This is a genomic window from Cupriavidus sp. GW823-FHT06D04 (genome assembly GCF_058795055.1).
The window spans coordinates 109,527-132,353 of sequence record NZ_JBXAHL010000004.1 but is presented as its reverse complement, the minus strand read 5'-3'; the positions used below and the strand labels follow the sequence as shown (position 1 = coordinate 132,353).

Annotated in this window: 23 protein-coding genes; 12 read left to right on the top strand and 11 right to left on the bottom strand. The window is 67.7% G+C overall.

All coding sequences use genetic code 11. The annotated features are described in order from the left end of the window. Positions 1 to 58 precede the first annotated feature (58 nt). Positions 59 to 628: a protocatechuate 3,4-dioxygenase subunit alpha gene (gene pcaG, locus AC1Q7H_RS08580; RefSeq protein ID WP_013953881.1), complete on the bottom strand. Its 570-nt coding sequence runs from the start codon at positions 626 to 628 to the stop codon at positions 59 to 61. 4 nt (positions 629 to 632) lie between these two features. Beyond that, positions 633 to 1,334: a protocatechuate 3,4-dioxygenase subunit beta gene (pcaH, locus tag AC1Q7H_RS08575; protein WP_013953882.1), complete on the bottom strand. Its 702-nt coding sequence runs from the start codon at positions 1,332 to 1,334 to the stop codon at positions 633 to 635. Between the two features lie 94 nt (positions 1,335 to 1,428). Between pcaH and AC1Q7H_RS08570 the strand changes: the two genes are divergently transcribed. Next, positions 1,429 to 2,382: a LysR substrate-binding domain-containing protein gene (locus AC1Q7H_RS08570; protein ID WP_013953883.1), complete on the top strand. Its 954-nt coding sequence runs from the start codon at positions 1,429 to 1,431 to the stop codon at positions 2,380 to 2,382. Here AC1Q7H_RS08570 and AC1Q7H_RS08565 read toward each other — a convergent pair. After that, entirely contained in the window at positions 2,376 to 3,758 is a 1,383-nt protein-coding gene (locus AC1Q7H_RS08565) for an MFS transporter (protein WP_211979443.1), read from the bottom strand. The two genes, AC1Q7H_RS08570 and AC1Q7H_RS08565, sit on opposite strands and share 7 nt — an antisense overlap. A 469-nt stretch (positions 3,759 to 4,227) precedes the next feature. Between AC1Q7H_RS08565 and AC1Q7H_RS08560 the strand changes: the two genes are divergently transcribed. Beyond that, on the top strand, positions 4,228 to 4,428 hold the full coding sequence (locus tag AC1Q7H_RS08560; RefSeq protein ID WP_041228724.1) for a DUF2905 domain-containing protein: 201 nt from the start codon (positions 4,228 to 4,230) through the stop codon (positions 4,426 to 4,428). 15 nt (positions 4,429 to 4,443) lie between these two features. Here the strand turns inward: AC1Q7H_RS08560 and AC1Q7H_RS08555 are convergent, their stop codons facing one another. Together AC1Q7H_RS08555 and AC1Q7H_RS08550 are read right to left on the bottom strand one after the other, a co-directional pair. Beyond that, complete coding sequence (locus tag AC1Q7H_RS08555) at positions 4,444 to 6,393, bottom strand: methyl-accepting chemotaxis protein (protein ID WP_153954133.1); 1,950 nt, start codon at positions 6,391 to 6,393, stop codon at positions 4,444 to 4,446. 265 nt (positions 6,394 to 6,658) lie between these two features. Next, positions 6,659 to 7,681, bottom strand: coding sequence for a LysR family transcriptional regulator (locus tag AC1Q7H_RS08550; RefSeq protein WP_013953888.1), 1,023 nt, complete (start codon positions 7,679 to 7,681; stop codon positions 6,659 to 6,661). A gap of 106 nt (positions 7,682 to 7,787) precedes the next feature. Here AC1Q7H_RS08550 and AC1Q7H_RS08545 point away from each other — a divergent pair, with 106 nt between their 5' ends. After that, positions 7,788 to 9,008 (top strand): MFS transporter, encoded by a 1,221-nt coding sequence (locus tag AC1Q7H_RS08545; protein ID WP_153954131.1) that lies wholly within the window; start codon positions 7,788 to 7,790, stop codon positions 9,006 to 9,008. Between the two features lie 54 nt (positions 9,009 to 9,062). On the opposite strand, the gene AC1Q7H_RS08540 is transcribed toward AC1Q7H_RS08545, so the two are convergent. Both AC1Q7H_RS08540 and AC1Q7H_RS08535 read right to left on the bottom strand, forming a co-directional pair. Next, positions 9,063 to 10,910 carry a sensor histidine kinase gene (locus AC1Q7H_RS08540; RefSeq protein ID WP_492377925.1) on the bottom strand — a complete coding sequence of 616 codons (1,848 nt, stop codon included), beginning with the start codon at positions 10,908 to 10,910 and terminating at the stop codon, positions 9,063 to 9,065. Between the two features lie 48 nt (positions 10,911 to 10,958). Further along, complete coding sequence (locus AC1Q7H_RS08535) at positions 10,959 to 11,633, bottom strand: response regulator (protein ID WP_013953891.1); 675 nt, start codon at positions 11,631 to 11,633, stop codon at positions 10,959 to 10,961. Between the two features lie 394 nt (positions 11,634 to 12,027). Here AC1Q7H_RS08535 and AC1Q7H_RS08530 point away from each other — a divergent pair, with 394 nt between their 5' ends. Continuing rightward, positions 12,028 to 12,642, top strand: a complete 615-nt coding sequence (locus AC1Q7H_RS08530; RefSeq protein WP_153954128.1) for an OB-fold protein — start codon at positions 12,028 to 12,030, stop codon at positions 12,640 to 12,642. Positions 12,643 to 12,951: 309 nt separating this feature from the next. Continuing rightward, positions 12,952 to 13,887, top strand: a complete 936-nt coding sequence (locus tag AC1Q7H_RS08525) for a BON domain-containing protein (protein ID WP_153954127.1) — start codon at positions 12,952 to 12,954, stop codon at positions 13,885 to 13,887. Between the two features lie 36 nt (positions 13,888 to 13,923). On the opposite strand, the gene AC1Q7H_RS08520 is transcribed toward AC1Q7H_RS08525, so the two are convergent. Further along, entirely contained in the window at positions 13,924 to 14,850 is a 927-nt protein-coding gene (locus AC1Q7H_RS08520) for a LysR substrate-binding domain-containing protein (RefSeq protein WP_013953894.1), read from the bottom strand. Positions 14,851 to 14,968: 118 nt separating this feature from the next. Between AC1Q7H_RS08520 and AC1Q7H_RS08515 the strand changes: the two genes are divergently transcribed. Both AC1Q7H_RS08515 and AC1Q7H_RS08510 read left to right on the top strand, forming a co-directional pair. Further along, positions 14,969 to 16,423, top strand: a complete 1,455-nt coding sequence (locus tag AC1Q7H_RS08515; protein ID WP_153954126.1) for an amidase — start codon at positions 14,969 to 14,971, stop codon at positions 16,421 to 16,423. A gap of 80 nt (positions 16,424 to 16,503) precedes the next feature. After that, positions 16,504 to 17,493, top strand: a complete 990-nt coding sequence (locus AC1Q7H_RS08510; RefSeq protein ID WP_153954125.1) for a Bug family tripartite tricarboxylate transporter substrate binding protein — start codon at positions 16,504 to 16,506, stop codon at positions 17,491 to 17,493. Between the two features lie 30 nt (positions 17,494 to 17,523). On the opposite strand, the gene AC1Q7H_RS08505 is transcribed toward AC1Q7H_RS08510, so the two are convergent. Then, positions 17,524 to 18,300, bottom strand: a complete 777-nt coding sequence (locus tag AC1Q7H_RS08505; RefSeq protein WP_013953897.1) for an NAD(P)H-dependent oxidoreductase — start codon at positions 18,298 to 18,300, stop codon at positions 17,524 to 17,526. An 87-nt stretch (positions 18,301 to 18,387) separates the two neighbouring features. Between AC1Q7H_RS08505 and AC1Q7H_RS08500 the strand changes: the two genes are divergently transcribed. Continuing rightward, entirely contained in the window at positions 18,388 to 19,281 is an 894-nt protein-coding gene (locus AC1Q7H_RS08500; protein WP_153954124.1) for a LysR family transcriptional regulator, read from the top strand. A 107-nt stretch (positions 19,282 to 19,388) separates the two neighbouring features. Then, positions 19,389 to 19,775 carry a nuclear transport factor 2 family protein gene (locus tag AC1Q7H_RS08495; protein ID WP_013953899.1) on the top strand — a complete coding sequence of 129 codons (387 nt, stop codon included), beginning with the start codon at positions 19,389 to 19,391 and terminating at the stop codon, positions 19,773 to 19,775. A 157-nt stretch (positions 19,776 to 19,932) separates the two neighbouring features. Here the strand turns inward: AC1Q7H_RS08495 and AC1Q7H_RS08490 are convergent, their stop codons facing one another. After that, a complete protein-coding gene (locus tag AC1Q7H_RS08490; RefSeq protein ID WP_010810824.1) occupies positions 19,933 to 20,385 on the bottom strand; it encodes a RidA family protein in 453 nt (150 codons plus the stop codon). Between the two features lie 173 nt (positions 20,386 to 20,558). Between AC1Q7H_RS08490 and soxR the strand changes: the two genes are divergently transcribed. Beyond that, on the top strand, positions 20,559 to 21,074 hold the full coding sequence (soxR, locus tag AC1Q7H_RS08485; protein WP_049800654.1) for a redox-sensitive transcriptional activator SoxR: 516 nt from the start codon (positions 20,559 to 20,561) through the stop codon (positions 21,072 to 21,074). Here soxR and AC1Q7H_RS08480 read toward each other — a convergent pair. Beyond that, a complete protein-coding gene (locus tag AC1Q7H_RS08480) occupies positions 21,037 to 21,417 on the bottom strand; it encodes a c-type cytochrome (protein ID WP_153954123.1) in 381 nt (126 codons plus the stop codon). The genes soxR and AC1Q7H_RS08480 overlap by 38 nt on opposite strands. Positions 21,418 to 21,595: 178 nt before the next feature. Here AC1Q7H_RS08480 and AC1Q7H_RS08475 point away from each other — a divergent pair, with 178 nt between their 5' ends. Together AC1Q7H_RS08475 and AC1Q7H_RS08470 are read left to right on the top strand one after the other, a co-directional pair. Continuing rightward, on the top strand, positions 21,596 to 21,997 hold the full coding sequence (locus AC1Q7H_RS08475; RefSeq protein WP_041228726.1) for a hypothetical protein: 402 nt from the start codon (positions 21,596 to 21,598) through the stop codon (positions 21,995 to 21,997). Positions 21,998 to 22,154: 157 nt separating this feature from the next. Continuing rightward, on the top strand, positions 22,155 to 22,817 hold the full coding sequence (locus tag AC1Q7H_RS08470; RefSeq protein ID WP_211979448.1) for a DsbA family oxidoreductase: 663 nt from the start codon (positions 22,155 to 22,157) through the stop codon (positions 22,815 to 22,817). Positions 22,818 to 22,827: the final 10 nt, after the last annotated feature.

Here is a 22,827-nt window from a genome sequence, read left to right as displayed (position 1 = left end):
GAGTGGCCGTGACATCGACGGCCACCCGATTATGCGTCTGTTGCCGGCAGCGGGGCCTTCAGATATCGAAGAACACCGTCTCGCCCTGCCCCTGCAGCGCCACGTCCCAGCGCAGCGTGCCGTTGCCGGCATCGCTGGCAATCAGCGTGCCGCGGCGCTCGGCGGGGACCAGCGCCAGCACGGCATCGGCAGCATTGGCGGCCGCTTCGTCCGGGAAGTACATGCGCGTGGCGACATGCTTGACCAGCCCGCGCATGAACACCGACACCATGATATGCGGCGCCTGCGGCCGGCCGTCCGGACCGGGCACGGTGCCGGGCTTGACGGTGACAAAGCGGAACGAGCCGTCGGCCTCGGTCGGCACGCGGCCGAAGCCGGTAAAGCCAGGCACCAGCGGCAGCTCGCGCGCATCGTCGGGGTGGCGGTAGCGGCCGGCGGGGTTGGCCTGCCAGATCTCGACCATGCCGTCCGGCACGGGCTCGCCGTCGGCGTCGGTCACGCGGCCTTCGATCACGATGCGCTGGCCAGCCAGTTCCGGCGCGCTGGCGGTCAGGTCGGCGCAGTTCAGGCCGTTCAGGCCGATATGGAGATAAGGGCCGACGGTCTGGGATGCGGTGGCGTAAAGCATGGTCTTACTCCATCGGCGTGGCATCGCGGCCACGCAGCACGATATCGAAATGGTAGCCGAGCGCGTATTCGGGCTGGGTCGTCTCCCAGTCGAGGCTGGCCACAAGCCGGTCGCGCGCCTTTTCGTCCGGCACGCAGTTGAAGATCGGATCGAACGGCAACAGCGGATCGCCGGGGAAATACATCTGCGTCACCAGCCGCGTGGCGTAGGCGTTGCCGAACAGCGAGAAGTGGATATGCTGCGGCCGCCAGGCATTGTGGTGGTTGCGCCAGGGATAGGCGCCCGGCTTGATGGTCTTGAACTGGTAGCGCCCGCTGGCATCGGTGACGGTGCGGCCCTCGCCCGAGAAATGCGGGTCGAGCGGCGCATCATGCTGGTCGCGCTTGTGCACGTAGCGGCCGGCCGCATTGGCCTGCCAGACCTCGATCAGCGCGTTCGGCACCGGCCTGCCATTCTCGTCCAGCACGCGGCCGGTCACGAGGATGCGCTCGCCGATGGGCTCGCCGCCGTTGCCGACGGTGAGGTCGTTATCGCCTTCACGGACGAACTCGGCGCCAAAGGTGGGACCGGTCACTTCAGACAGCGACTGCGGCAGCGCAATCAGCGGCTGGCCCGGCGAGCGCTTCTGCGTCGAGGCATAGGGATCGAAGCGGTATTCGGGCTGGGTGTCCCAGTAGGGACGGCGGTACTGGGCAAGACGGGTCATCGCGCAGTCTCCTTGTCATTGGAATGGTTTGACTTTAAACAACACATAAAGTCATGTAAATTAAGAATTCGTCGAAATACGATAACTTTTTGACATGAAACTCCAAGGCCCACTCGCGCTCGAAATCTTCCGCAATCGCGTGCGGCTGCGGCACCTCTATTGTTTCGTGGCCGTGTCCCAGACCCAGCACCTGGGCCGCGCCGCCGAACGCCTGGGGCTGACGCAGCCGGCTGTCTCCAAGACACTGAGCGAGCTCGAGGAACTGGCCGGCACCCGCCTGCTGGTCCGGCAGCGGGCCGGCACTGAACTGACCACCGCCGGCACGCGCTTCCTGCGCCACGCCCTGCGCATCCTCGCGGATATCGATGCCGCGGCGGACAGCATGGCCGGCGCGGATGCGCTGCCGCAGGAGCGCATCCGGCTAGGTGCGCTGCCAAGCGTGGTGCCGGCGGTGTTGACTGATGCCCTGCTGCGTTTCCGCGCCGCGCATCCCGAGGTCGGTCTGGCCGTGCAGACCGGCATGAACCGCAACCTCATCGACCAGCTCAAGGCGGATGTGCTCGATCTGGTCATTGGCCGGATGGACGACCCGGTGGCCATGGAGAGCTTGTGGTTCGAGTCGCTGGGCCCGGACTCGCTGGCACTGGCGGTTCGTCCCGGGCATCCCCTCGCCGCCGTATCGCGGCCAACGCTGGTTGACGCACTGGCGTGGCCGCTGGTGATTCCGGCCGCAGGCTCGATTCCCCGCCACAACACCGAAAGCCTGCTCGCCCGGCACGGCCTGCCGCTGCCGGACGGCTGCGTGGAAACTTCGGACGCCTATCTCGGACGGCTGCTGGCCCGGCAGAGCGACAGCGTGTGGGCAGCGCCGCTCTCGGCCACCAGCCGTGCGGTATCCGAGGGGGATCTGGTACTCCTGCCAATCGATACGCAGGGCACCGAGGAACCGATCGGCCTGCTGCGGCACGGCGACCGCACGCTCACGCCGATGGCCGAGGCGCTGGCGAACTGCATTCGCGCCGCGGCGCAGCCTGCTCCCGCTCAGTGACTTGCCACGCTTGCGCCGCCATTGACCGAGTCGGCGGCAGCCACGGGGCGGCTGTTGAAATGCTTCACCAGCAGCGCTCCGGCGGCAAGGAATGCCGGCACGGTGAGCAGCGTAAAGATCGTGTCGAAGCCCAGGTGCAGGCGCAGCAGTTCGGCACCGAGCAGCGCACCGGTGATGCCGCCGAAACGGCCGATGCCAAGCATCCAGGCAACGCCAGTGGCGCGGCCCTGCGTCGGGTAAAAGGCCGCGGCCAGCGAAGGCATCGAAGACTGGGCGCCGTTCATGGCCGTACCGGCGAGGAAGATCAGCACGCCCAGCAGCACCTGGCTGCCGGTGCCGTGGCCCACGGCGTAGATCAGTACGCCGGTTGCAGCGTAGGTGATGGCGATGACCTTGTTCGGATTGAAGCGGTCCATGAACCAGCCGGCCGCGATGGTGCCGATGCCGCCGCCGAGCGGGAACAGCGCCGTCAGGAATGACGCGTGCTGGATCGAGAAACCGGCGTCCTTCATCAGCGTCGGCATCCAGCTCGTCAGCAGGTAGAAGATGACAAGGCCCATGAAGTAAGTGGTCCACAGCATCGCCGAGCCCAGGCGATAGCCGGGCGCCAGCACGGTGCCGATGGCGGATCGGGTCGCAGGGGCCTGCTCGCCGATGATGAAGTTGTTGGCCTCGGACAGGTCTGCGCCAGTCACGCGCCGCAGCACGTTGCGGATCTGGGTGGCAGGATAGTTGCGCAGGACCATGTAGCGCACGGACTCCGGCAGCAGCACCACCAGCAACAGCGCGAGCGCAAGCGGCACGATGCCGCCAAGCAGCAGCACGCTGTGCCAGCCGAAGTGCGGAATCATCGCGGCGGCGACAAAGCCGCCGGCCGCGGAACCAAGCGGAAAGCCGCAGAACATGGTGTTCACGAGCACGGCACGGCGGCGTTGCGGCGCAAACTCCGATGTCAGCGTCACGGCATTGGGCATGGCGGCACCCAGGCCCAGGCCGGTCAGGAAGCGCCAGACCGTGAGCCAGCCCAGCGTGGGCGCAAACGCGGTGGCGAGGCTGCAGGCGCCAAAGAAGAAGACGGACAGCACCAGCACCTTCTTGCGGCCGACACGGTCAGCCAGCGGACCGGCGAAGATCGCACCGAAAGCAAGACCGAACAGCGCCGCGCTCATGACGGGCCCGAGGGCGGCTTTCTCGATCCCCCATTCCTGCACCAGCGCCGGCGCGATATATCCGATTGCGGCGGTATCGAAACCGTCAATGGCAACGATCAGGAAGCACAGCACAAGAATGAGCCACTGGTAACCAGTGAATCGCTGTCCGTCGATCAGGGCCTGGACGTCCGTGACGCCGCCCTTCGTTTGGGTGGGATGTTGCACTGCTGTCTCCGTTTGCCTGGAAATCGCACGAGCCGTCCTGTGGGCCGGACATGCGATATTGTTCTAATTGCGAACTGCTGTTCTCCAATTGAACGGAATCTTAGGCAACGGGCGTTGGGACTCAGAATTAGCGTTAACCCGGCGGGAAATTGGCCATCCAGCGTGTGGATTTCGCCGGAAGGCGCCATTTTTGTGGAACCAGACTGAACATCTGGATCACGGAACAGTGCTTTCTATCAGAAAACCGGCTGATCGTGAAATTTACTATCAGACTAACCTTGCGGCATTCCGGCGGTATAACCAAATTTCATGCAAAGAGCGCCAACTCTCAATTTACATTCCGAAACCCGCGACCTATAGTCCCTGCCCCCGGTGCGCCGAGCCGATGCAATCCTGCGGCGAAGTGCCTGTCCAACGTCTCAGGACCCGGGGCGCCACAAGCCGCCGGCCCGAACAAATCCATCCGATCATGCAACGCCTGCTTCTCATCCTTGGCTGCCTGCTGATCGCAGCCGCCGCTGCCTGGCCCTGGCTGTCGAAGCTGCCGCTCGGGCGGCTGCCCGGCGATATCCATATCGTCCGGGACGGGTTCAGCTTCTACTTTCCGATCACGACCTGCATCCTGGTGTCGGTGCTGGTGTCGGTCGTGATCTGGGTCTTCCGGCGCTGAGCACTGCGAGGTGCACTAGGCATGCGCCTCGGTCCGGAACACCGCCACTGCCCGCTGCATATGCAGCGCCTGCTCCTGCAGTGACTGCGCCGCCGCGGCGGCCTCCTCCACCAGCGCCGCGTTCTGCTGCGTGACCTGATCCATCTGCGTCACCGCCTGGTTGACCTGGGCGATGCCGCTGCTCTGCTCGCGCGAGGCATGGCTGATCTCATCCATCATCGCCGTCACGCGGCCGATGGCGGCAACGGTGTTCTCCATGGTCGCGGCAACGTCCAGCGCCAGCGTGTTGCCCGACGCCACGCGCTGCGCCGATTGCGAGATCAGCGTGCGGATCTCCTTGGCCGAGCTGCCGGCGCGCTGCGCCAGCCCGCGCACTTCAGTCGCCACCACGGCAAAGCCGCGGCCTGCCTCGCCCGCGCGCGCGGCCTCCACCGCCGCGTTCAGCGCCAGGATATTGGTCTGGAAGGCAATGCCGTCGATCACCGCGATGATGTCGACGATGCGCCGCGAATCGGCCTCGATCTCCTGCATGGTCTGCTGCATGCGCCCGACCGCATCGCCGCCGGCGCGCGCCACGCCAGACGCCTCGCGCGCCAGCTCGCTGGCCTGGCCGGCATTGCTGGCGTTCTGCTGCACGGTTGCAGTCAGCTGCTCCATGCTGGCCGCGGTCTGCTCCAGCGACGAGGCCTGCTCCTCGGTGCGCTGCGACAGGTCGATATTGCCCTGCGCGATATCGCCCGCCGCCGCCAGCACGTTGTGCGCGCCGGCCTTGGTGTCGCCGATCAGCGCGCGCCAGCTGTCCACCAGCGACAGCAGGTGCCGCTTGATCTCGCTCAGTTCGTCGCGCCCGCGCACCGCGATGCGCAGGGTCAGGTCGCCCGCGTTGATGCGCTCGACCATCTCCGCCACCTGCCGCACGTCGCCGCGCATGCCGCGGCTGAAGCCGATGAACAGGTAGAACGCTGCGGCCACGGTCACCAGCGCAATGCCCGCCAGCAATACGAACTGCCCTTCCTGCGCCGCGACACGCTGTGCCAGCATGGTGTCCACGATCCCGGCAAACGCCTTGTTGGCGGCCGCCACGCCTTCGATGGCCGCGGTGGCCTCGTCGAAGTAGGTCTTGGCATCGATATCGATGCCGGTCGCGCCCAGCATCCGCACCTTGAGCGTGCGATGGAAGTTGTCCATCGCGGCGAGCCGCGCCAGCGCGGCATCGATGCGCGGCCGGTACGCGGGTGCCGCGTTCCCGACGCGCGCGATGTCGCGCCGCACCGTTTCCAGCCCCTCGTGGATCTGCTCGGCGAGCGCGCCCAGGCCCGCCTGCTGCGCGGCATCGGCATAGCCGCCCTGCGCGATGATGCCGGCCCCGCGGCCGCGCGCCAGCGCGCTCAGCTCAGCCAGGCGCGGCATCGGGCCCACCAACAGGTTGAGCAGGTAGTACGAGCCCGCTTCACTGTCCAGCGCCAGCTGCGAGCGCTCGGCCACGTCGCCGATAAACGCCTGCGTCTGCCGCACCAGCGCGCTGTGGCGCTCGAACAGCGGCCCCGCCGTGGTGTCCAGGCCAAGCCCGCGCAGATGCTGCCAGTCCTGCTCCAGCTTGCGCGCCCCGGCCGCCAGTTCAAAGGCAGGATTCTCCGCGATGCTGCGCATCAGCCCCGCCAGGCTGGCCGCGGCCTTGTTGTCGGCCGCGTCGAAGGTGGCGCGAAAGGCCGCATTGCCCGACAACACCGCATTGCCGGCGCCGCGCCGGACCTGGGTCTCGCGCATGAAGTCGAGCGCATGCCCGGCCACGGCAAGCCCCCGCACTTCATCGCCGGTGGTGCGGATCGATCGCGCCGCATCGCTCAGCACCACGTACATCGCGCCGCATAGCGGCACCAGGAACAGCACGGCGATCAGCGCGAGCTTGCGGTTGATATTCAGGCGCGCCATCAGGCGCTCGGCGGGAAGGAAAAAGGGATTCATGGCGGTCACAGAACCTGGCTTGGATTTCCTCCTATCGGCCTTGATTTGCAGGCCTGAAGCGCGGATTTCGAAGGCCTTGATAATGCGCAAATCCGGTGCAGAAAACGCGCTGAAGTGGGGCAAAAAGCACGGGTTGCGGGCAGCGTCGGCACCGCTGCCTGCCCACCTGCACCGAAGAGGTGTGGGGCATTGGGCAAAGGGTCACAGCGGCCTGTCCGGCCTTGTGCCCTTGACGGCGTCGTCTTCCGCGCCTCCCTTAGCGCGCTCATGCGCGACGGGTCCGCTCGCCGCGCTCGCGCCGCCGCGGGCCCGCGCTCCCGACCATACCCGGCGTGGGAATGGCTTGCCGCATGGCATCGACAAACGACCTGAGCTTCGCCGGATAGAAGCGCGCATAGGGGTAGACCAGGTAGATCGGCAAGGGATCGGCCTGCCACTGCGGCAGCAGGTGCAGCAGCCTGCCGCTGGCAATGTCGTCGGCAAAGATCCAGGCCGAGCCGACGGCAACACCCAGCCCCAGCCGGGTCGCCGAATGCAGCGCGTAGAGGCTGTCCGTGCTCATGCGCGGCTGGAATGCGATGCCTTGGCGCGCCTGCGTCTGCGTGTTCTGCAGCACGACCTCATTGCGATAGAAGGTGCGCAGCGCCAGCCATGGCAGGCCCTCCAGGTCTTCCGGCCGGCGTGGCAGCGGCTTACCCTCAAACAGCGACGGTGCGGCAATGACCGCGCGCGGCACGTCGGCGAGCCGCACCGCCACCACGCCGGGTTCATGCACCTCGCCTACATGGATCGCGCAATCGATGGCCTCGGCGATGAAATCCGGGGTACGGTCATGCAGCAGCCATTCCACCGAGACTTCGGGGTACTGCTGCAGGAAGCCGGCCAGCGGGCCGACCAGCAGCTCCTGCCCGAAAGCGTGCGGCACCACCACGCGCAACGTGCCTGCCGGCGCATGCCCGACCCCGCGCACGTCGGCCTCGAACATGGTCCAGTCGGCCACCAGCCCCTTGGCACGCTCATAGCAGCGTTCGCCGTCCTCGGTCAGCTTCATCGCATGCGTGGAGCGCTGCAGCAGGCGCACGCCGAGCAGCCGCTCCAGCGTCTGCAGGCGCCGGCTGACGGTGGGCTGGGTCGTCTGCAGCTGCGCTGCCGCCATCGACAGGCTGCCCGCCTCGACGATGCGCACAAAGGTCTGCATCAGCTCGATGCGGTCGGCACTGGTGGCGCCGCGGGCAGCTGCCCTGCCCTGCGTGGCGGGAGTTCGCGGCAATGCTGGCTGGCGTTTCATACGTATCTCGTATAACCATTGTTCATCCCGCACGTCTACCAGAATCCGCCCGCGTGGACAACACTTCGAGCCATCCAAACCCGCCTGCGGACCACGCAACCCCAACATGTCCTCTGCTCCCGCCACCCCATCCGCCGCCACCGTTGCCAGCCCGTCCTTGCCGGCACGCCTGGTGCTGCTGCTTGCCGTCGGCGCAGGCCTTTCAGTCGCCTCGCTGTACTACAGCCAGCCCATGCTCGGGGTGATGGCACCCGACCTGCGTGCTTCCGATTCAGCAACCGGCGCCATCCCGACCCTGACGCAGCTCGGCTATGCGCTGGGCATCCTGCTGCTGGCGCCGCTGGGCGACCGCTATGACCGCCGCCGCATCATCGTGGCCAAGGCGGTGGCGCTGGTCGGCGCCTTGCTGCTGGCGGGCCTGGCGCCCGGCATTGGCGCGTTGCTGGTATCCAGCCTGGTGGTGGGCCTGGCCGCCACCATGGCCCAGGACATCGTGCCCGCTGCAGCGGCGCTGGCGCCCGCGGCGCAGCGCGGCAAGGTGGTCGGGACGGTCATGACCGGACTGCTGCTGGGCATCCTGCTGTCGCGGGTGGTGAGCGGCTTCGTCGCCGCCCACTTCGGCTGGCGCGCCATGTTCATGATTGCGGCGGCCAGCATCGCGGCGGTCGCGCTGGTTGCCCGGCGCCAGTTGCCGCGCTTCACGCCCACCACGGTGCTGCCGTATCGTGCGCTGCTGGCCTCGCTGGCGGCCCTGTGGCGCGAGCATGGCGCCTTGCGCCGCGCTGCGCTGGCGCAGGGGCTGCTGTCGGTGGGCTTCAGCGCGTTCTGGTCGACGCTGGCGGTGATGCTGCATGGCGCACCGTTCCATCTTGGCAGTGAAGCCGCGGGCGCGTTCGGCCTGGCCGGCGCCGCCGGCGCGCTGGGCGCGCCGCTTGCCGGGCGCCTTGCCGACCGCAGCGGGCCGGAGCGGGTGACCCGGCTGGGCGCGGCACTGGCGGCGCTGTCGTTTGCCGGCATGCTGCTGACCCCGCTGGTATCGCCGCATGCGCAGCTGTGGCTGATCGGCGCCAGCGCCATCGGGTTCGACCTAGGTGTCCAGATCGCCCTGGTCGCGCACCAGACCATCGTCTATGGCATCGATCCGGGCGCGCGCAGCCGCCTGAATGCCGTGCTGTTCGTCTGCATGTTCACCGGCATGGCCGTCGGCGCCGCGCTCGGCAGCCTGGCACTGGCGCGTTTCGGCTGGACCGGCGTGGCCGCGCTGGCGACCGCCGCCGCGCTGGCTGCGCTGGCCGTGCGGCTGGCGCCGCGGCGTGGCGCGCGCTGAGCGCCAGCCCCCGGCCTGGCATGCTGAGCCTTCGCGCCCAGCCCGCCCGGGCCTCTACGCGGCGGGCGCGATGCCCTCCCGGTCGGCGCCAGCCTCATCGCCGTCTCCCGGCGCCAGCGGCACCTCCACCGTCAGCGCCGTACTGCCCGGCGCCGACCGGATCTGCAACCGCCCGTCGATGGCCGCCGCGCGCACCTGCATATTGCGCAGCCCGCGCCCGCCGCGCGTGGCCTCGGTGTCGAAGCCGCGGCCGTTGTCGGCCAGCGTGATCCGGATCACCTGCGCGTCCATGTCCGCATGGGCGGTCACGGTAAGGGCGGTTGCCCGTGCGTGCTGCAGCACGTTGGTGATGCCTTCGAGCAGCAGGTATTGCAGCTCCTGCACCTTGCGCGCGGTGAAATGCGCCAGCGTGGGCAGGCGCTCGACCTCCCAGTGGATATCGAGGCCGCCATCGGCGATGCGCGGCCCCAGGCGGTAGCGCAGGTTGCCCAGCACCGCCGCCAGGTCGCCGCCGGTGTCCTGCATGGCGTCGATGGAAAGCTTCAGCGAATCCAGGGCGTGCCGGACCTGCACGGCGATTTCCGGCGAGCTGGCCTTGCCGGATTCCAGCATCGAGATCGTGGTGACAAGCTGGCTGCCCAGGCCATCGTGCATGTCGCGCAGGATGCGGCCACGCTCGCGCAGGGCGGTCTCCTCGGCAGCGATCTTCTGCGTGCGTGCGAAGGCCGCGCGCAGCTGCGCCTCGCGCTGCGCGACGCGCTCGGTCAGCACCTGGTTGGCGTCCTGCAGGCTCTGCACCGCGCTGGTGTAGCGCTCCACCAGCATCCACGCCATCACCACGCTGAACGGCACCGACACATAGCGGGTCATGGAATGGACCCAGTAGTAGTCGCCGGTCAGCCAGACCTTGATCCAGTCCGCCAGGAACAGCACCGCCGACACGCCCACGGTGGCGGCCAGCAGCGTTGCCTCGCGGCTGGGCCGGCGCAATGCGCCCCATACCATCGCGCCGGCCACGGTCAGGATGATGCCCACCTTGACCAGCCAGCTCAGCGGAAAGACCATCGGGTGGCTTGACACGGCGGCCAGCGGCGCGATCACCGGCAGCGCCAGCCACAGGTAGGCATTGAGCGTGCGATGCAGCCAGCGCCACGGCACGCGGATCACCAGCAGGCAGAACCGGGCGATGGCGCCCAGGAACACCTCGCGCGCGGCGGCGACGATATAGCTGCGCAGTTCCGCGGGAATCGCCAGGTCATCGACAAAGTAGTCGAGCAGCCGCACGCTCCACGCGACCTCGGCCAGCCCGTACAGGCCGAACAGCGGATCGCGCTGGCGCCACCAGATCAGCAGCGCGAGGCCGCCCAGCACGACGCTGAGCACCGCCGCGATTAACGGGCCGACCACGCGCAGGCGGAAGGCCTGCTCGAACTGCGCGCGCACTTCGGCGGCCGGGCCCACCGTCACCAGCAGCAGGCCCGAGCGCGCATAGGCGCGCGCCGCCACGGTGATGCGCAGCAGGTTGCCGTGCGTGCTTGCCAGCTCGGGCGGCATGGCCACGTAGTAGGGTCGCTTGGCCAGCGCCGACGAGGGTGCGTCCAGGCGCCCGCCGGCAGCGATCAGCACGCCATTGAGCCGCACCTCGTAGCTGCCGCCGGCCCATGGTACGAACAGCCCCCCAGGGTCAGCCGCGGGCCAGTTGCGGTCAAAGCGCAGTTCGTAGACTAGCGTGCCGGACTTGCCCGGCATCTCCCGGTCCCAGTAATCAGGCAGCGTCAGCGGGAGCGCCGGCAGCACCGTGCCGTCGGTCAGCGTGGCCGAGCGCGTGGCCGCGGCCAGTTCCATCGTGCCCGCGGCTGCCGCCATGCCGGACAGCATCAGGCAGGCCCATGCCAGCAGCACGGCAAGCAAGGTCCGGAGGTGGCGCGGCCGATGCAGCATTAGGTGGGGTCACAAGGACTTGAGCAGGCCCAGCTTGGCCGCCTCGAACACGGCCTCGCCGCGCGAGCGTACTGCCAGCTTGCCGTAGATGTTCTTGATGTGCGATTGCACGGTATGCACGCTCAGCCCCAGGTAGCGGGCAGTCTCGGCATAGGTATAGCCGCGCGAGATCAGGTCCAGGATCTCGTTCTCGCGCACCGACAGCACCACGGCGCCGGTGGCCGCGGTATCGCGCGCAACCGCCTCGGCCGGCGCGCCGCGCAGCCGGTTCACCACCTGTCGCGCGATCAGCGGGCTCATCGGCGAGCCGCCCGCGCGCAGCTCGCCGATGGAGGCGGCGATGCGGTCCGTGGTTTCGTCCTTGAGCAGGTAGCCGATGGCGCCCGCCTCGATGCTGGCCAGCACGTGCTGGTCGTCGCCGAACACCGTGACCACCATGCAGTCGCAGGCGGGATAGCGCTCGCGCGCGTCGCGGATCACGTCGATGCCGCTGCCGTCCGGCAGGCCGAGATCGCACAGCAGCACGTCGGGCTGGTGCTGCGCCAGCCAGGCCAGGGCTTCCGCCGCACTGGCGGTACAGCCTGCCACCACGGTGGCCGGCGCATGCATCTCAACGGCCTGCACCAGCCGGCTCAGTGCCGCGGGATCGTCCTCGACGATCAGGACTCTTGTTGTGCTTGCCATGCCTGTGTTCCCGAGCCATGCCGTTGTGCTGCCCGTTGTGCTGCCCGTTGTCGGGCCAGTCTTGCTGCCCGTACTACTGCATGCTGTGCTCCGGGCACGACGGCGGATTCTGACATATCCGCCCGCGCATGGGACGGCCGGGCGGATCCCTTCAGGGTAAACGCCCCCGCGCTTACTCATCGCATAGCCGCGCGTCGTTGCCCATCCCATATTCTGGGGAGGCGTCGAACCGGCCGGCTCCTGAGCTTGCGCCGGGACAGCCCCATTCGGGGGATGCCACCCCATTTTTGCCGAAAATAGAGCGTTTTTGCCAGTTCTGTTGGATTTTGCAGGCTGTACGAATACAATGCCCCGGCGCTGGCCGAGGGTGCTGGCGGACCTGGAGAAAAAAAGAATGAAGACGGGAAAACTGGTGGTAGGGCTAGCGCTAGCCGGGTTGCTGGCGGGGTGTGAATCGATGGACGGCGCAATGTCCTCCATCAGCGGCGTGCTCGACGGCACCGGCGACGTTCTGAGCGGCGACTTCCGCATGCTGGCGGATCCGAAGCCGGCTTCGCTGGGCGATATCTGGTCGGACTGGAAGAAGAACGAAATCACCGCGAAGAAGAAGTGGGATTCGCAGGCGATCCTGGTAACGGGTACGGTCGCCCGCATCACCAAGGTGGATGGCCTGCGCAAGTCGGACGACACCATTGCCGTCTACTTCAAGGACTCGGTCAATCCGCAGTGCACCGGCAAGGCGCTAATGCGCGACGCGCTGATGGTCAACCAGAAGAAGATCAGCAACCTGCAGACCGGGGACAAGATCAACGTCACCGGCGTGCTGGCCACAAGCGATTCGGAAACGTACAACAACAGCAATACCGAATGCTATTTTGCGTTCGCCAAGTCGAAGATCGAACCGGCCCCGGCGACCACGGCCGCTGGCAGCGCAGCCGCCCCTGCGAAAGCCATGGCCACCAAGTCGACCAAATCGACAAAGTCGACCAAGACCAGCAGCACGAAGTAAACCGGCAAAAAGGTGGCGACGGGCGGCAGTACGGCCGCCCAGCACGCCTGCCCCGGTGCGCGTGGCGCCCTGCCTCGCGCCATGTGGATACTGCGGCACGCCCCGCCCATCCGGACCGGCATCCCTTACAAGCTCTGAAACCCTTGCATGGATGGCAATGCGCCAAAGTGCCGGCAAACCCCCGTCCGCGGGGCATCCCGCCGCACGGTACGAATCTTGCCCCTTCTTGATTACCCGCCAGCGGTTCGCGCACGGCGTGTGCGCCTGCGCCCGCACATGGCGCCACACGCACACTGTCAGGAAAACAGCATGGGCTACTACTACGATGAGCGCAATGCGCGCGCCGCGCGCCAACGCCGCCAGGCATGGGAAGACGATGACTGGCAACCTGAATCCGAACAGGAGCGCTGGCAAGCGCGGCGTCGGCGCCAGCAAATGGCCCCGGGCCAGACCAGCTACGGCGGCTCCGCCCGCCCGGACCGGGATTTCAACGAAGCGTACGGCGCCCGCAGGTACCCGGAACACCCCTCCGGCGCACGCTCCGGCAGCAACCTGCGCTACGGCCTGAACGGCGGCTATGGCTGGGAACGCGCCAGCGAATGGCGCGATCCGCAGGCATGGCAACGCGACGACGAGTACGCCGAGCGCCAGTGGCGCCGCAGCGCCGAACGCGCACGGGATCCGCGTGAATCGCCTCACGCGCGCGGCCATGACACCTACTTCAGCGACTTGCGCAGCGACACCCGCTACTGGGTCGACCCGCACGAGGACTGGGAAGAAAAGCAGCGCTATGAGGCACGGCGTCACAGCCCGGGCTACCGGGAATATGCGCAGCGCCGCGGTTGGGAAACCGACGATCTCGATGACGAGCGCGAAGGCTCGCATGGCGTGCTCTACAACCTGGGCCGCCGCATCGGTGAAGCCGTGGGCGACTGGTTCGGCACCTCCGAACGCCACACTGGCCCGCGCGGCTACCAGCGCAGCGACGAACGCATCCGCGACCAGATCTGCGAGCAGCTGAGCTATGCGCGCGGCGTTGACGTCAGCGACGTCAGTGTGGACGTCAGCGAAGGCGTGGTGTCACTGACCGGCACCGTGCGCGACCGCGGCCAGAAGTTCTATATCGAAGACCTGGCCGACGGCACCTACGGCGTCAAGGAGGTCAACAACGACATCCGCGTGCGCCGCGAGCTCCCCGAAGCCCGCAGCACCGGCGATGTGACCGGCAGCACCTGGCGCGGATGACGCCAGCGATGGCGGGCGCCGCAGGCCAGCTTCGGCCTAGGCGCCCGCCACACCAACCTCCGCCGCCAGCCGTTCGCGGATAAACCCCAGGAACGCACGCACGCCCTCAGGCAGCGTGCGGCCGGCCAGCGTCTGCAGTTCGACCGCGCGGCTGCGCATGCCGCGCTCCCGGATCGAGGCGGCGCGCAGTTCGCCGCGGCGCAACCTGTCGCCCACGGTGACGGCGCCAGAGATCGACAGCCCGCCACCGTGCAGCACGAAGTTGGTCAGGGTCTCGAAGTGATTGGTCACCAGCACCGGTTCAAACACCATGCCGCGTTCGCCACAAGCGATGTCGAACAGCTGGCGCACGGTGTTGTCGCCCTCCGGCAGCGCCAGCGGGTAAGGCTGCATCTGCGCCAGCGTGACGCTGCGAAAGCGCGCCAGCGGATGGTCCGGACGCATGATGGCAATCACCGGCGCGGGCTGGCGGTGCTCCACCCGGATGCCCTGCTCCGCGGCGCGGCTATAGGTGATACCGATGTCCGCATCGCCATGCAGCACGATGCCGGTGACTTCGGCCGGCGGCGCCACGCGCACATGGAACTGCAGGCCCGGATAGCGCTGGCGGAACTCGGCAATGATGCGCGGCAGGAACTCGATCGCAAATCCCGCCGAACTGGCCAGCCGCACCCGGCCCCGGCGCAGGCCCTGCAGCGCGGCAATCTCTGACACCACCCGATCGGCTTCCAGCGCGCCGCGCAGGGCATAGGCCGCCAGCAACTCCCCGGCCGCGCTGGCCACCATGCCACGCGGCCGGCGGTCGAACAGCGGCACCCCGAGCAATGCCTCGAGCGCGCCGACCTGGCGGCTCACGGCCGACACGGTGACATTCAGCCGCTGCGCCGCCTCGGTCAGCGAGCCGCTGCGTATCACCTCCAGGAAATAGCGCAGCGAGGTTTCCTGCAGGCGATGCGACAGCATGGGCGGCTCCGGCGGCTGGTTTGCGTTTTACGCAAGGATATTTGAAAAAAACATCGATTGCGGGAAACCGTGCGCCGCCCGTATGCTTTTTCCCGACACCACAGGAGACACCCGAGCCATGGCGCCCACCCAGACCCCTGATCCCATCACCGAACTCGATGCCGTCGCCCTGTCGCGCGCCATCCATGGACGCGAGGTCTCGTGCGTGGAAGTGCTCGATGCCTTCCTTGGCCAGATCGACCGCCACAACCCGCGCGTCAATGCCATCGTGGCGCCGATGGAGCGCGACACCCTGCGCGCGCAGGCCGCCGGGCTCGACGCCGAACTGGCACGCGGCACCAGCCGCGGCCCGCTGCATGGCTTCCCGCAGGCGCCCAAGGACATCAGCCCGGCCGCGGGCATGGTCACCACCAAGGGCTCGCCGATCTTCGCCGGGCAGGTCAGCGAGGCCGACGCCGTGATCTTCGAGCGCATGCGCGCCGGCGGCGCGGTCTTTGTCGGGCGCACCAACTCGCCGGAGTTCGGCCTGGGCGGCCATACCTACAACCCGGTTTACGGCACCACTCGCAACGCCTTCGACCCGGCACGCTCCGCCGGCGGCAGCAGCGGCGGCGCCGCGGTGGCGGTGGCGCTGCACATGCTGCCGGTGGCGGATGGCTCGGACATGATGGGGTCGCTGCGCACGCCCGCGGCGTTCAACCACGTGTATGGCCTGCGTACCTCGGTCGGCTGCGTGCCGCACGGCCCGGGCGACGAGGTCTTCTTCCAGCAGTTCAGCGTGGCCGGCCCGATGGCGCGCAACGTGCCGGACCTGGCCCTGCTGCTGTCGGTGCAGGCCGGCTTCGACGCGCGCCTGCCGCTGACGCACCGCGCCGAAGCACCCGGCACCTTCAAGCTGCCGCCCGAACGCGACTGGGCCGGCGTGCGCATCGGCTGGCTGGGCAACCTGGGCGGCCACCTGCCGACCGAAGCCGGCGTGCTCGATACCTGCGAGCAGGCGCTCGCGCACCTGCGCACGCTCGGCTGCACCGTGGACGCCGCGCTGCCCGAATTCGACCTGGAGCGCCTGTGGCGCGCGTGGATCGACCTGCGCAGCTTCTCGGTGGCTGGCGCCAGCGCGGCGCTGTACCACGACCCGGCCAGGCGCGCGCTGCTCAAGCCCGAGGCCGCATGGGAGATCGAGCGAGGCCTGGCCCTGCCGGGCACGCGCGTGTACGAGGCCCTGTGCGAGCGCAGCGCGTGGTACCAGGCACTGCGCGCGCTGTTCGAGCGCTTCGACTACCTGGTGCTGCCGGCCGCGCAGGTGTTCCCGTTCAATGCCGACTGGGACTGGCCGCATGTCATCGACGGCCGCGACATGGACACCTACCACCGCTGGATGCAGGTGGTGGTGCCGGCCACCATGGCCGGACTGCCGGCCCTGGCCGCACCAGCCGGCTTCAGCCCCCGGGGCCTGCCGGCCGGCATCCAGATCATCGGCCCGGCGCAGGCCGACGCCGCCGTGCTGCAGCTCGGCCATGCCTATGACCAGGCCGGCGGCTTCTCGCGCGTGCGCAGCCCCTGGCTCGATTGAGCCTTCGGCTAGTCCTGGCCCCGCTTCGTATTGCTTCCGATTGCCTTCTATTCCTACAACTGCCGGCAGGAGTGCCAACGATGACCGCAATGCCCCCGAAGCTGTTTCTCGCCTGCGCCGCCGCCCTGACCGCGGTGCTGTCCACAACGCCCGCCGCCGCGCAGGCCCAATCCTGGCCGGACCGCCCGATCCGGCTGGTGGTGCCGTTCGCCGCGGGCGGCGCCACTGACGTGCTGGGCCGCCTGCTGGCGGTCGGCCTTGGCGAAAAACTCGGCCAGTCAGTGGTGGTCGAGAACAAGCCCGGCGCCAGCACCGTGATCGGCGCCACCCAGGTATCCAAGGCCGCGCCCGACGGCTACACGCTGCTGCTGGCGGCCAGCACCACGCTGACACTGAACCCGGCCATCCGCCAACACCTGGGCTACGACCCCATCAAGAGCTTCACCCCGCTGGGCCTGGTCGCCGACATGAGCCTGGTACTGGTGGCCAACCCGGACATGCAGATCACCTCGCTCAAGGATCTGGTGACGCAGGCCAAAGCCCACCCGGACAAGTTCTCCTATGGCTCGTTCGGCGCGGGGTCTTCGGTGCATTTCGGTGCGGAGATGCTCAAGTCCGCCACCGGCATCCGCATGGTCCACGTGCCCTTCAACGGCAGCGCCCCCAGCCTGACCGCGCTGGCCGGCGGCCAGGTGCCGGTCGCGGTCGATACCGTGGTGGCCACCCTGCCGCTGATCAAGGGCGGCAAGATCCGGCCGGTGGCGGTGTTGTCGCCGCAGCGACTGCCAGCGTTGCCGCAGGTGCCTACCGTCGCGGAGAGTGGCTACCCCGGCTTCCAGATGGGCACGTGGTTCGCGCTGCTGGCACCCGCGGGCCTGCCCGCGCCGGTGCAGCAGAAGCTGGAGAAGGCCCTGGCCGACGTCGCCAACGCGCCGGCTACCAAGGCGCGCATGGTCGAACTGGCGCTGACGCCGGCTTATGGCAATGGCGCAGCAGTGAAGGCGCGGGTGGAGAAGGAATTGCCGGAGATGCGGGCGGTGGCGGCGCGGGCGGATATTCGGGCGGACTAAGTCCACCGGGGCGGCCATCGGTTGCCGCCCTTACTCCACATGCGCCGCGAACCCCACCGTTCCCGGCGCCACCTCCTCGCGCAGCGTCAGCTGCGGAATCCGGTAGTCCCCCGCGTTCTGCCGCCGGAACGGGATCGGTGGGGTAGTCCTGAGGGTATCCAGCCGCTGGCCCAGTTCCTCGCGAATCTCCGCGAAGCGCGCCTCATCGACCTTGCTGGTCCGATAAACCAGATACGGCGGCAGCACGTCAAACCCGGGGTAGTACAGGATGCCGTGGTGGATCGGGAACAGGATGTCGTCGATCGGGCCATTGATGCCTCGCGCGCTGTAGTGGGATTCCCAGCCGCCGGTGGTGACGACCAGCATGGCACGCTTGCCAGCGAGACTGCCTTCGCCATAGCGGTCGCCCCAACGCTCGTCGGAGTGTTCACCTACGCCGTAGGCAAAACCATAGGCATAGACGCGCTCGACCCAGCCCTTCAGGATGGCCGGCATCGAGAACCACCACAGCGGGAACTGCAGGATGACCGTGTCGGCCCAGCGCAGCTTTTCCTGCTCATGCGCAATGTCATCGCTCTGCAGCCCGTTCTCGAAGGCATGTTTGGAATCCAGTGACGGGTGGAAGGGCGCATCGCCCGGCTGCGCCTTGGTGTCGGCGCCGTCGATCTGCGCCTTCCATTGCATCGCATACAAGTCCGAGACCTGGACCTGGTGCCCGGCATCGCGCAAGCGCTGCACGGCAAAGTCGCGGATCGCCCCGTTGAGCGACCTCGGTTCCGGATGGGCATAGACAAGCAATACGTTCATGACAGCGGCTTCCAATGATTGAGTGAAGCCAGCATAGGCCGTCGTCCGCTATATTAGAAATGAATATCCAATATCCCTGGTATTGTCATGACTAATCTCAGGCGGCTGGACCTGAACCTGCTGGTGACGCTGGATGTGCTGCTGTCCGAGCACAACGTGACCCGCGCGGCGCAGCGGCTGCACCTGTCACAGCCTTCGGTCAGCGTCCACCTGTCCAGGCTGCGTGATTACTTCGGCGACCCGTTGCTGTTGCCGGGCCCGCGCGGCATGCGCCCCACCGCCAAGGCCGAATCGCTGCGCGAACCGTTGCGTGAAGCGCTGGGCGCGCTGGAGCACGCGGTCTCGTCCGATAGTCCGTTCGATCCCGCTGCCTCGACCCACACCTGGCGCGTGGCCGCGACCGACTACGGCGAATTGACCATCGTGCTGCCGGCGCTGCAGGCGCTGCGCATGGCGGCTCCCGGCGCGCGCCTGGCCGTAGTGGAGATGGTGCCGCCGCGCATCGCCCGGCAGGCCGAGCGTGCCGAACTGGACCTGGCCCTCCACACCACCGATGGCTCGCCGCCGGGCCTGCACCGGCGCGCCCTGTTCACCGAGCGCTATGTGCTGGTGGGTCGCGCCGGTCATCCGCGGCTGAAGCGGCGGCCCACGCTGGCGCAGTTCTGCGCGCTCGACCACGTGATCGTGTCGCCGGACGGCGGCGGCTTTTACGGCGTCACCGACGAGGCGCTGGCGCTGGCCGGCATGCAGCGGCGTGTCGTGCTGTCCGTGCCCCACTTCCTGTTTGTCACGTCGGCCGTCGCCAGCACCGATCTGGTGGCGATGCTGCCCGAGCGGTTGGTGCGCGGCGTGCCGGCAGTAAAGGTGGTGGAACCGCCAGTCGAAGTGCCGGGCTATGAGATGTCGATGTTGTGGCCAGAGCGCGTGCATCGCGATCCGGCACACCGCTGGCTGCGTGAACTCATCGCCACATTGGTCTAGCCGACAGCGCCCTGTACTTTTGCATACAAACCTAGAATACAATCAACGCTTTCAACGCCGCGGCATGGGGTGGATAACCCGGTGCCGCCCCAGTTTTGGAGGAGACCATGACGTATTCAGAAACGGGCCTGACTTCCCGCCACGTGGCCGCGCTCGCGCCGATCGAGGACTATCTGCAGGGCCATATCACCGGCAAGGCCGAATTCATGTACAAGGCGTTTGCCGCCGACGCGCGCATCGTCTCGTTCCGTGACGGCAAGCTGCATTCGCTGACGGTTGAGGAGTTCACCTCGGCGCGCTGCCCCGGCCATCCCGCGGCGGACGAGGCGCAGCGCAAGCGCCTTATCACGCAGTTCGATGTGGTGGGCAATGCCGGCGTCGCCAAGGTGGTGCTGGAATACCCGGGCGTGACCTTCACCGACTATATGACGCTGCTGGAGATCGACGGCGTCTGGAAGATCGTCAACAAGACTTTCAGCGCCGCACCGCGCTGAAGATAGGACATCCGCTGCGGCAAAGCGCCGCAGCACAGGCCTACTTTGCGGCTGCAGGCAATCCTGCCTTTGACATCGGCCCGAAGAACATTGCCTTCATCCGCCCGCGCCCGACCACGCGCGCCACTTCGGCAATCACGCAGTCGTTGAGTTGCGTTCAGCCCGGCAGCACCGCCGTCGCTTCGATCTCGAACAGCATATTGTCCAGCGCCAGCCGCGGCACCGGAATCAGCGTGCAGGCCGGCGTTGGCTTGTCGCCCCACATCTCGCGCAGCGCCGCGCCGAAGGTGCGCAGGCGGTCGTGCGAGTGGTCGACCACCAGCACCGTGAGCTTAGCCACATCGCCCACGTCGGCACCTGCCGCTTGCAGCGCGATGCGCAGGTTCTGCATGGCGCGCGCCACCTGGCGCGGAAAATCGAGCGGCAGGCAACCGGCCGCGTCCTCACCGCCCTGCCCCGCGATATAGACGATGCGGGCCGGGCCTTCCACCATGGCCACATGCGAATAGCCGTTGGGCCGCGGGTCGTACAGCCCCTCGGGATTGATGAGGCTCAGCGAGGGATTGGGGCGGGCGACCGGCATGGTGGGCATGGAAGGCAGCGCGGGCATCGAGGGTGAACGCAAGGATGAGGGCGAGAAGGGGAACATGATCATCAGCTCTGTATTTGAGGCGTGGCGAACAGTGGAGTCGCAAGTATCAAACCTCAACTTAGCTTGAGGTCAAGCGCGGCCTTGGTGGTAGCATGGACATTCCTCCGTTCCACTGGTGTCTTCCACTGCCGATGGCCTCCGCGAACAAGCCCCCTTCACCGCGCCGGCGCCGTACCGCGCCCTCAGAAGAACTGCTCTCCGTCGGCGAAGTCGCCGCGCGCACGGGCATCGCCGTGTCCGCCCTGCATTTCTATGAATCGCGCGGCTTGATCGCCAGCACCCGCAGCGGGGGCAACCAGCGCCGCTATGCGCGCGCCGTGCTGCGGCGGCTGGCCGTGATCCGCGTGGCGCAGCGCATGGGGCTGCCGCTGGCGGTGATCGCCGATGCCATGCAGAAGCTGCCGGACGGGCGTGCGCCCACTGTGGCCGACTGGCGCCGGCTGTCGGCCAGCTGGCGCGATGACCTGGATGAACGCATTCGCACGCTCACGCAATTGCGTGACCAGCTAGATGGGTGTATCGGGTGTGGGTGTCTGTCGTTGAAGGCGTGTCCGTTGCGCAATCCGCATGACGCGCTGGCCGGGGAAGGGCCGGGGCCGCATTTCCCGCCTACTGGAATGTCTGCAGGTAAGCCAGCAGATCGCTGATCTGCTTGTCATCACTGAGACCCCAGAAGCGCATCTTCGTGCCAGGCACGACCTTGCCGGGCGAATGGATGAAGGCACGCAGCGTGTCATGCGACCACACCATCTTTGAAGCGCGCATTGCCTCCGAATACTGGAAATCACTGGTGCCGCCCGCGGCACGGCCGAAGATGCCGTTCAGCTGCGGGCCAAAGCCTGCGCGCGCGTTGCGGCCGACGTGGTGGCACGAGGCGCAGCGCGTGGTGAACAGCGCCTTGCCGGCCTGGATATCGGCGGCGGCAGTGGCTGCGGTGGGGATGGCGGTGAAGGCGGTCAGGGCCAGCAGGACAAGGGCGGTACGGGGCATGGAGCAGCTAAGGAAGGAAAGAGCTTCGGCAACGGGGTTGCATGATACAGGCGTAGCCAAGACGTCCCAGCCCTGCAGCAAGGTTACACCACGTCACACTTGCAACACTTCGCGCGCCCCATATTACAAGCCCGCCCCCTACAGTGAGCCCATGTCCAACGCCCCTTGGGAGGCAACCATGAAACGAATCATCGCAATGGCGGTAGCAGGTGGTGCAATGCTGGTGGCCAGCGCCGGGGCTCACGCCGGTGTGAATATCGATATCGGCATCGGCGTGCCGGGCGTGGTGGTGGCCCAGCCGGCGCCGGTCTATCGTCCGGCCCCGGTCTATGCTCCCGCGCCGGTATATGCGCCGGCTCCGGTTGCCTATGCGCCCAGCCCGGTAGTGGTGGCACCGCGCCCCGTCGTGGTGGCACCGGTGCCGGTACGCTATGACTATGACCGCGGCTATCGCAGGGACTACCACCGGGACTACTACCGGGAAGGCTATCGAGACAACCGCCGCGACTGGCGCGAGCGCGAATGGGCATATCGTCATGGCGACAATGACGGCCACGGCCACGGGCGCCGCTGGGACTGACGGGACTGATGGGACTGATGGGACTGATGGGACTGATGGGGCGGGCGCCCGGCCACGGCCGCGGCGCCCGCCTGCAAGGATTCGCCAGTCAGGCTACCCTGTCGGCAATTTCCAGATCCGGGCCGGGGCCACGCCCCCGCCCACGCCAGGAGTAGCCATGCCCCAACCCATCAAGATCGACTTCGTCTCCGACATTGCCTGCCCCTGGTGCGCCATCGGCCTGTCTTCACTGCAGTTGGCGCTGCAGCGCCTTGGCGATGCGGTGGATGCCGAAATCGTCGTGCATCCGTTTGAACTCAACCCGGGGATGCGCCCGGAGGGCGAGGCGATCGTCGATTATCTAGGCAGGAAGTACGGGCGCACCCCGGCGCAGATCGCAGAGACCCAGGCCATGATCCGCGAGCGCGGCGCCGGCGTGGGCTTTCCGTTTGGCGAGCGCACACATGTCTACAACACCTTCGATGCCCACCGGCTGCTGCACTGGGCAGGCCTGGAAGGCAAGCAGGTGCCGCTGAAGCTGGCGCTGCTGCGCGCTTACCATGCCGACGGCAAAGACCCGAGCAATCACGAGGTACTGGTCGAAGCCGCGCAGGGCGTTGGCCTGGATGCCGCGGCGGCGCGCAAGGTGCTGGACAGCGATGACTATGCCAATGCGGTGCGCGCGGAAATCCAGGAGTACCAGCGCATGGGAATCCAGTCAGTGCCGTCCATCATCTTCAACAACCGCTACCTGGTTACCGGCGGGCAGCCGGTGGAGGCTTTCGAACAGGCGATCCGGGAGATCGTGGCCGAGGCGCCGCAGCAGCCCGCGAACGGGTGAACCAGCCTCG